We start from the raw sequence: 9,216 nt of genomic DNA, 5'->3' as shown, positions 1-9,216 counted from the left end.
ACATTGCCTGCCAGAACGATCACGTCCGCAACGCTTGCGCCGGTGTCGGCCGCGATGGGTTCCAGCACCGACAGGACACGGGCCAGACGCTCGGGTTCATTGCCTTCCCAGTCTTTCTGCGGGGCAAGCCGGATGCGCGCACCATTGGCGCCGCCGCGCATGTCCGACCCGCGATAGGTGCGGGCACTGTCCCAGGCGGTGGCAACCATGTCGCCGATCGACAGGCCGCTATCGGCGATCTTGGCCTTCACCGCAGCCACGTCATAGCCGGTGGAGCCCGCCGGGATCGGATCCTGCCAGATCAGGTCTTCCTGCGGCGCCTCGGGCCCGACATAGCGTGCCTTGGGGCCCATGTCGCGATGGGTCAGCTTGAACCATGCGCGGGCGAAGCAATCTTCGAAATAGGCCGGATCGGCCATGAACTTTTCGCAGATCTCGCGATAGACCGGGTCCATCTTCATCGCCATGTCCGCATCGGTCATGATCGGATTGCGGCGGATCGACGGGTCGGATGCATCGACCGGCTTTTCCTCTTCCGGCATGTTCACCGGTTCCCACTGCCATGCACCGGCGGGAGATTTCTTCAGCTCCCAGTCGTAGTTGAAGAGATAGTTGAAATAGCCCATGTCAAACTTGGTCGGGAATTTGGTCCATGCGCCCTCAATCCCCGAGGTCACGGCATTGGCGGCCTTGCCGTTCTGGTTGGGGTTGGCCCAGCCGAAACCCTGGCATTCGGGACCGGCCGCTTCGGGATCGGGACCAAGGACCGAGGCATCGCCATTCCCGTGGCACTTGCCGACGGTGTGGCCGCCCGCGGTCAGCGCTGCGGTTTCCTCGTCGTTCATCGCCATCCGCTTGAACGTCTCGCGCACCTGTTCGCCCGTCTTGATCGGGTCGGGCTGGCCATTCACCCCCTCGGGGTTCACGTAGATCAGGCCCATCTGCACGGCGGCCAGCGGGTTTTCCATGGTCGAGGGGTCGGAGACGTCCTCGTACCGCTCGTCCGAAGGGGCGAGCCATTCCTTTTCGGCGCCCCAATAGGTGTCTTTCTCGGGATGCCAGATATCCTCGCGCCCAAAGGCAAAGCCGAAGGTCTTCAGGCCCATCGATTCATAGGCGACGTTGCCGGCCAGGATGATGAGGTCGGCCCAGCTGAGCTTGCTGCCGTATTTCTTCTTGACCGGCCACAGCAAGCGGCGGGCCTTGTCGAGGCTGACATTGTCCGGCCACGAGTTCAGCGGCGCGAAGCGCTGGTTGCCGGTGCCGCCACCGCCGCGGCCATCCGCGATGCGGTAGGACCCCGCCGCGTGCCATGCCATGCGGATCATCAGGCCACCATAGTGCCCCCAGTCGGCCGGCCACCATTCCTGGCTGTCGGTCAGCAGCGCGTGCAGGTCCGCCTTTACCGCGTCGAAATCGAGGGTCTTCACCTCCTCGCGGTAGTTGAACTCCCGACCCAGCGGATCGGTTTTCGTGTCGTGCTGGTGCAGGATGTCAAGGTTCAGCGCGTTCGGCCACCAGTCCATCACGCCCGTGCCCATCGCCGTATTCCCGCCGTGCATGACAGGGCATTTGCCGGTCATCGGGGTGTCGTTTCCGTCCATCTCTCTCTCCCAAATGGCTTCGCCGTCTGACGTTCGGGAAGTATACCCCACACCAGAGATTCCCTGATCGCTTTCGCGCCGCGTCCGAATCTCCGGCGGGTGAACCGTCCCTTCAACACGGGTCTTCTACCACAGCTTGGAATAATTTTAATTGGTATTTTCTAATCGAAACGATAACCTTGACCTATGAACCGTATCACCCTGAAACAGCTTCGATACTTCGAGGCGCTGGCCCGCCACGAACATTTCGGCCGGGCGGCCGAGGCCTGCGCGATATCGCAACCTGCGCTGTCGGTGCAGATGAAGGAACTGGAGGACATCCTTGGCGCACCGCTGGTCGAACGGGGGCCACGGCAGGTGCGCCTGACCGGGCTGGGAGAATCGCTGGCCGCACGCGCCCGCGGCATCCTGCGCTCGGTCGAGGAACTGGGCGACCTTGCCCGGGCGTCCCACACCGCACTGACCGGGCGGCTTCGGCTTGGGGTGATCCCGACGGTCGCCCCCTATCTTCTGCCGCGCCTGATCAAGAGCCTGACCCTGCAATATCCCGCGCTGGAACTGCGCCCGCGTGAGGCCATCACCGGCCGACTGATCGAGGAACTTCTGGAAGGACGACTCGACACCGCCATCGTCGCCCTTCCGATTTCGGAACCTGCCCTGGTCGAACATCGGCTTTTCGAGGAGGAGTTCGTTCTGGTCCGCCCCGTCGCGGATGCGGACAAACCCGTCCCCCGGCCAGACTCCCTGCGCGAGATGCGTTTGCTGTTGTTGGAGGAAGGCCACTGTTTTCGCGATCAGGCGCTCTCCTTCTGCAAATTGTCGTCGTCCCTGCCCCGCGACCTGATGGAGGGAAGCTCGCTCTCGACCCTCGTCCAGATGGTCGGGGCGGGCATCGGGGTCACCCTGATCCCCGAAATGGCGGTTCCGGTGGAAACGCTCTCGGCCCCGGTATCTGTCGTACGCCTGCCCAAGCCGCGCCCGACCCGCACCATCGGCATGGTCTGGCGCAAGACATCGCCGCTGTCTTCCCAGTTCGACGAAGTCGCAAGAATCGTCAGGGGGCTGGAGGCCGCACCGGATTTCGAACTCATCCGCTAACCCCCAACAGTATGCCCCACGCCATCTCGGCTGGGTGAAAACCCGGCACCAAGGTCCAGCCTGCACCGGACCACGTTATTGACCCAAGGCGGTGAATTCGTACATGTGACGCGGGAACCGAACCACTCATGATCGCCACACATGGCGAGCCCAGCCTGCAAGAAGGTATCCCATGCCCAAGACCGTTCGAGTCGGATCGCTGTCGATCGCCAATGACCAGCCCTTCACGCTGATCTCCGGTCCCTGCCAACTTGAAAGCCTGGACCATGCGCGCATGCTGGCCAGCCGGATCGGTGAGATGGCCGACGCCCACGACATCCCCTTCGTGTTCAAGGCCAGCTACGACAAGGCGAACCGGTCCTCCATCTCGGGCATGCGTGGCCTCGGGATCGAAAAGGGGCTCGAAATCCTCGTCCGGATCCGCGAGGAATTCGGCTGCCCGGTCATCACCGACGTGCATGAGGTGCATCAGGTCGCCCGCGCGGCAGAGGCCGTCGATATCCTGCAAATCCCGGCCTTCCTGTGCCGCCAGACGGACCTTCTTCTGGCCGCGGGCGAAACCGGAAAGGCGATCAACGTCAAGAAGGGCCAGTTCCTGGCACCTTGGGACATGAAGAATGTCGCCGACAAGATCGCCTCGACCGGCAATGAGAATATCCTTCTGTGCGACCGGGGCACATCCTTCGGTTACAACATGCTGGTCTCCGACTTCCGCTCGCTGCCGATCATGGCCGACACCGGCTATCCGGTCGTGTTCGACGCGACGCATTCGGTGCAACTTCCGGGCGGTTTGGGAAGTGCCACGGGCGGACAGCGGGAATTTGTCCCGCCGCTTGCGCGCGCTGCGATTGCCGTTGGCTGTGCCGCGGTGTTCATCGAAACCCACGAAGACCCGGACAAGTCCCCGTCTGACGGCCCGAACATGGTTCCCCTCGCCGAACTCGAAGGCCTCCTGAAAGACCTCAAGGCCCATGATGCGCTGACCAAGGCCTAGAAGGGCGTCGAACGGGAAGACCCTCCGGCGGCTACGCCGGAGAGGCGCCGTCGGCCGGGAAACGGCAGCAGACGCCCCCAAATGCATCACCAGAAACGGCCCCAACGGCGGTTCAGACCGCCGTCTTTCGAGTATGCGCCCCGCGATTCAGCCCCGCTCAAGAAGCGGGCACGGGGCAGAATCGGCCGCCGCAGAGTGCCCTTTTCATCGGCTAAGCGGGGAACCGCTGCCGTCAGAGGGTGTGTAATCAAACTATTAATTGCCGGGCTTCAGGCGATCGGTTAACCGGGCAATTGGGGAAGTAAGAGTTTTCGGCCGGCGTGCGGGGCAGCAATTGCTGTCACCTTCCGTTCGCCCCAACAAAGGGGTCAAGACATTGAAGGGATATGATTTTTCGGCGACGCCGTTCGATCCGGCACTGGCTGATCGTGTCGAATCGGGACACGGATTTTATGTGCGTTACGGTAAGCGCATCTTTGACATCACACTGGCGATTCTGTCGCTTCCGGTGTTGTTGCCGGTGATTGCCCTGCTCTGGGTTCTTGTTCGGCTGGACGGAGGCCCGGGTTTCTTCCTTCACACTCGTGTCGGCCGTAACGGCAAGCCGTTCAAGTGCTGGAAGATCCGCAGCATGGTCGTGAATGCGGAACACAAGCTGAAGGCATATCTCGCGCGAAACCCCGAGGCCGCTGCGGAATGGGAGCGCGACTTCAAACTGACGGACGATCCCCGTGTTACCCGGATCGGACGCTTCATCCGCAAGACGAGCCTTGATGAGATCCCGCAGATCTTCAATGTGCTGACGGGTGAGATGAGCTTCGTCGGTCCGCGCCCGATCGTGACGGAAGAACTGCAGCGTTATGGACAGCACGCGTCTTCGTACATGGCGATGACACCCGGCGTGACCGGGTTGTGGCAAGTCTCCGGGCGCAACGAGATCAGCTATGGCGAGCGGATCGCTCTCGACATCTCTTACCTCGAACACTGCTCCCTGCGCACGGACCTGTCGATCATCTGGAAAACGGGCGCTGCCGTGATCTTTCGCACCGGCAAGTAACCCCTCAGCACCCCGATACCGCCGGGCAGGATCACACCCTGTCCGGCTTTTTCATGTCGGCAGATCAGATATCGCACAGGCCAGCGGAAAGAACAGGCTCTTGGCCCGCACTTCATGTAACGGCCGTGGCCCACTCATGGCGCGCGCCGAAGGGGCCCACGGCATACCCCATGCCCGAATGACGGCGCTCACCTGAAGCAGAAAACGTGTCATCAAGCCCATGCCGCACAAGGCAGGCCAACCGCTTGCATCGCGGTCCCGGCGGGCATCGAACGGACCGCCCGCGGCGCGCAAAGACCCTATCGCAGGGTGGCCGAGATCGGTTGGGTGATAAGCGACGGCGTGATCTGCGAAATCGTCCGGCCCCAACGCGTGACGGGTTGCGCGGCGACGAAGATCACGTCGTCCGGGCGCAATTCGAACCGGGGCATCAGGGCGATCTTGGCCGCGTTGCGCAGGTTCAGGTGCCATGCGGTGATCGCGCCGAATTCCCGCGGATCGGTCGACGCCCGCAGAACATAGACCTGCGAGACATCCCCGGTTTCAAGCCGCACGCCCTGCGCCTCGTCATAGATCGCATCGGCCAGCGACGCCTTTCGGCCATAGGGCAGCGCAAACCGGGTCTGCCGGTTGAACTCTCCCGAAAGGTAGACATAGTCCCGGTCGTCGGCGCCCAGATCCAAGCTGGTCTGGTAATTGCTGCGGGCCTCTTCCAGTTCGGCGCGGCGCAAACCAACCGCCGTCTGCAGTTCGGTCATGGCCAGACGGCGTGTCTCCTGCCGGGCCTGTGTCAGACGGATCTGCTGTTCGAAGTAGGATTCGGCCTGAACCAGATCGTATTCGGTATCCACGAACACCGCGTCGCCGTTCACCAGCCGGGTGCGGCGCAGCCCGCGGCGCGAATAAAGCTCTTTCAGCGGGATCTGGTACAACGCACCGTCACGATAGATGCGGATGGAGGCATAGTCCTGATCCTCGACCGTCAGCCCACCGACCGCGGCCAGCGCCTCGTCAAGGTAAAGGGGCGTCAGGGTGATTGGCACAACGGCCGGCTTTGCAACGGCCCCGCCGATTGAGACTTTCTGCGACTTGAAACCAGAGATCTCCAGACTGAAGGTCGGGTCGATCTGTTTCGAAACCAGCGCCTGGAACAGTTCCGCCTCGGCCTGGTCCACGGTCATGCCCGAAATCCGCACACGGCCGACATTTGGAATGTTGATGGTGCCGTCGTCCTGCACCGTATAGCCTTGGCGGCTGTTCTGCGCAGCCAGCAGCCCCGACAGTTCCTCGATGGTCGAGGTCGCGGGCGGGGTCGACAACAGCACCACATCCCCCACCCCGATCAGGTAGGGCCCCGGATCCGCCGGCGGCGGCGGGGTCAGTTCCAGCACACCCGGGCGCGTCGCCGGCACGACCGGCGCGTCGGGCAAATCGCCCACCCCGCGCAGCCCGCCGCCGGTGCCCGCTGTCATCGCGAAGATCGCCGGCAGGGTCTTGGGATCGTATGAGGATCGGTTGGCCTGAAGCACGCTTTCCGCCGTGACGGGCAAGACCCGAACCTTGGCGCCGTCATCCGCGCCGGGTACGACCGCGGGGCTGCGATAAACGGTGCTGCACCCGGCGAGGATCAGAACAAGGGCTGTCAGTTTTGCTACGGCGTGCACGATCACGTCTCCGGGTTCACTTCCGCTTTCGCCGTTACGGCCGGATGCGGGTTTCGGTTACTTCACCACAAGTCGGGTTGAAATGGCGCCCTGAAACTCTCCGCTCCACTGACGCGATTGCACGATCTTTCCTTGCGCTACCCAGTACAAATTGAAGAACGACTGATCAAGGTTGCGGCAGGTTTCCCGCATCAGAACCGCGGAGACCGGCCCATCGCCCAAATCGACCGGCTTCGGGCCAAGGTTCTCGACAATACACTTGTAGGACCGGGTCACGGCATGGTCGTCCCCGGTCAGATAGGTGTGGAAGCGGTCGACCACCCCGGCCTGCCCGCTGCGAACCAGCGCAAGCGGCGCCGACACGTCAGCCCCCAGCAGGCCGATTCCCAACCCCTTGGTCCCGGTCAGCATTCCCCCGGTCAGGATCAGGTTGGCACCGTCGGGGGTCATCCATGTCTCGACCTCGCCATCGCGACGTTCCAGCAAGACCGTGCCGCTCAACTGACGCTCGATGATTCCAACCTGAAGCATCGGCGCCTGCGCCTCGATCAAGGTCACGAAACGCGGGTCGAAATCGGTCGCCGCGTCCCGGGCAAGGGCCTGCTTCAACGCCCGCACGTTGCGGGCCTGCTCCGGATTGGAGGCACAGGCGGCAAGGGCACAGGCAAGGGCGAGTGGGAAAAGTATCGATTTCATCTGAAATACCGGCCCCAGCTGTCCCCCAGCTGTTTGCCGCGATAGTCGCGTGTCAGACCGTAAAGCCGCTTGGGCACATCAAGTCGCGCGCCGCCATCGCGCACCACCGGCCGCAAAACCTGACTGACCGAGGATCGCGTCGGCTTGCTGGTGACCCAGGACAGGGGCACGGTCACCCAGATACCCTTGTCGAACGACCCCTCGCCGAAATCATCGGTGCTGACATCCGTCAGGGTCACGAACGCCCCGACCGTCCAGCCATTGTTGAATTCACGCGCCAACGACAGCGTTGCGCCCCAGTCCCCGGCCAGATAGCGCCCGGCGTCAAGCTGCACATGATAGCTGCCGCCAAGGTCGTAATAGGCCGTGGCATGCCCGGTCACCACATCGTAGTCGCTGAAGCCGAAAAGCTGGTCGAAGTCGCGCTGCCGGACAAAGTTCAACTCCGCGCCCAGCGCCAGCCGCGAATAGGCCGGGTACCAAAGCAACTCCCCCGACAGCCCGCCATACATCGGCTCAAGATATCCCGCCGTAACCCGGGCGAAGAAATCCGGCGCCGGACGGAACAGATAGTCGGTGGTCAGTTGCTGAACCACCAGATTCGATTCGCGCGCATAGATCGGCCAATCGGTGCGCACATGGGGCAGGACGGAATCGGACCTGCGCGTCGTCTCATCAATCGTGCCCGCCAGCGGATAGCGCAGCGTCCCGGAAAAGCTGAGCCCCGGAAGCGGGTGCCACCCGGCATACAGCTCCGCCCCGAACTCATAACGAATCGGGTCGTCCGGGTCGAAATAGGCCAGCGAGAGATAGGGAAAGAGCGCCCAGTCCGTCCGTGGGAACGCATCCGGCAGTTCGCCTTGCCGCCCGATCCCGGCGGCATCGGAGATTTCGGCCCGCGTCCAGCTGCGCCACGCCCCGTCGACGTCATGCTCCAGATCGTACAGGTCGGACCGTTTCGTTTCGATAGCGGTGATCGGAACGCCATCCTGTTGGAAAATGACGGAGAAGTCCTCGATCTCCGGCCCCAGCGTGTTGGCCATCACCCGCGCGGCACGTCCTGCCGCCTGCGCCTCGGCATCCCAGCGGATGTTCTGAACCCGGATCGTGGCCGCGCGCGCCCCGATCTCTACCCCCTGAAGATCCAGCCCCTGCTCCAGCAGGCGCGCCTTCAGGACCGTTTCGACATCGGGGGTATCGGATGCGCGGTCGGGCAGGTTCCAGCTTGCGGCGGCCAGTGTGTCGCGCGGCACTAGTGCCGTGGGCGCCGTCCCCGTTCCGCCCGGGATCGCGCGCTTTGCCGGATCGACGACATAGCTCAACTGAACCCCGGCCTCGCTTCCGCCGATCACATAGCCGCTCAGCGCGAACCCGTTGCGAAACCGGTAGGACGCCCCGACATTCAGCGGCGTGCTGAAATCGGCAACATCGCGCTCCGCCTCGGCCGTGTAGAGATCTGGCGAATACTCCGCCATCAGCGACAAACGGTCGTTCACCTGCCACCGGACACCCCCGAAAAAGGACGCGTCGCCGCGAAACCACGACTTGGTGTCAAGTTGACCGGTCTCGTTGATCCCCCCGGCCCCGGCATTCGGCCGGACATCGAAGCGATCTGAAAGCAGCCCAAACGGGTTATCAAAGGCCCCGCGGCCCGCCAGACGCCCCCAGCCCAACCCGCCGGTGACCGTCACGTCCGATCCCAGCGTCTTCGTCGCAACAAGGTACTCGCTGCTGTAGATCCCGGTTCCGCCGATATCGCGCATGCCGATGGCCAGCGCCGGCCTGTCCTCCCGTTCGTCGACAAGCTGGAAATGCACGTCGAAGCTTCGGTCATAGCGATTCTTGTCGTTGCCGTCGAAATCGCGAATGACGCTGTAGCGGAAGGATCCGTAGGCCCGGGGCAGAAACTGGAAGGTCAGCGTATTGCGCATGCTGGCGCCGAAGGAGCTGACCGTGAAGCCCAGTTCGCCATCGCCCAGCACTTCGGCACTCGGCATCTCGATCAGGCCGGGCGTGCCGTAGGTGGTCAGAACTTGTGCCTCACTCGACGCGACGGATACCGACGACACACACAGCGCCAGTGTCAAAATCCTTGTTCCTGTC

At 63.2% G+C, this 9,216-nt stretch carries 7 protein-coding genes (1 of these 7 cut by a window edge); 3 read left to right on the top strand and 4 right to left on the bottom strand.

The window, feature by feature from the left end; translation table 11 throughout:
* Nucleotides 1-1,604 carry the 5' portion of a catalase/peroxidase HPI gene (katG, locus tag RGUI_RS12730; RefSeq protein WP_081533501.1) on the bottom strand. 574 nt of this gene lie to the left of the window's left edge, so 1,604 of the gene's 2,178 nt are visible here — the first part of the coding sequence; its start codon is at nt 1,602-1,604; its stop codon lies beyond the left edge, outside the window.
* A 186-nt stretch (nt 1,605-1,790) separates the two neighbouring features.
* Between katG and RGUI_RS12725 the strand changes: the two genes are divergently transcribed.
* The 3 genes from RGUI_RS12725 (at nt 1,791) to RGUI_RS12715 (ending at nt 4,753) form a co-directional block, all read left to right on the top strand.
* Nucleotides 1,791-2,702 carry a hydrogen peroxide-inducible genes activator gene (locus tag RGUI_RS12725; protein WP_081533499.1) on the top strand — a complete coding sequence of 304 codons (912 nt, stop codon included), beginning with the start codon at nt 1,791-1,793 and terminating at the stop codon, nt 2,700-2,702.
* A gap of 172 nt (nt 2,703-2,874) precedes the next feature.
* Nucleotides 2,875-3,696: a 3-deoxy-8-phosphooctulonate synthase gene (gene kdsA / locus RGUI_RS12720; RefSeq protein WP_081533497.1), complete on the top strand. Its 822-nt coding sequence runs from the start codon at nt 2,875-2,877 to the stop codon at nt 3,694-3,696.
* A gap of 376 nt (nt 3,697-4,072) precedes the next feature.
* A complete protein-coding gene (locus RGUI_RS12715; protein ID WP_081533495.1) occupies nt 4,073-4,753 on the top strand; it encodes a sugar transferase in 681 nt (226 codons plus the stop codon).
* A gap of 299 nt (nt 4,754-5,052) precedes the next feature.
* Here RGUI_RS12715 and RGUI_RS12710 read toward each other — a convergent pair whose 3' ends face one another.
* Genes RGUI_RS12710 through RGUI_RS12700 form a run of 3 tightly spaced genes read right to left on the bottom strand, consistent with a single transcriptional unit; the run spans nt 5,053 to nt 9,200 of the window.
* A complete protein-coding gene (locus RGUI_RS12710; RefSeq protein ID WP_253798366.1) occupies nt 5,053-6,417 on the bottom strand; it encodes a polysaccharide biosynthesis/export family protein in 1,365 nt (454 codons plus the stop codon).
* Between the two features lie 57 nt (nt 6,418-6,474).
* The gene (locus RGUI_RS12705) at nt 6,475-7,113 is read right to left on the bottom strand and encodes a YjbF family lipoprotein (RefSeq protein WP_081533493.1); all 639 of its coding nucleotides are present in this window, start codon (nt 7,111-7,113) and stop codon (nt 6,475-6,477) included.
* Nucleotides 7,110-9,200, bottom strand: a complete 2,091-nt coding sequence (locus RGUI_RS12700) for a YjbH domain-containing protein (RefSeq protein ID WP_253798363.1) — start codon at nt 9,198-9,200, stop codon at nt 7,110-7,112. The genes RGUI_RS12705 and RGUI_RS12700 overlap by 4 nt, the downstream gene beginning before the upstream one ends.
* Between the last annotated feature and the right edge of the window lie 16 nt (nt 9,201-9,216).

Origin of the sequence: Rhodovulum sp. P5 (genome assembly GCF_002079305.1) — a bacterium.
GTDB lineage: Bacteria > Pseudomonadota > Alphaproteobacteria > Rhodobacterales > Rhodobacteraceae > Rhodovulum.
This window is presented reverse-complemented; position numbering and strand designations above follow the sequence as displayed.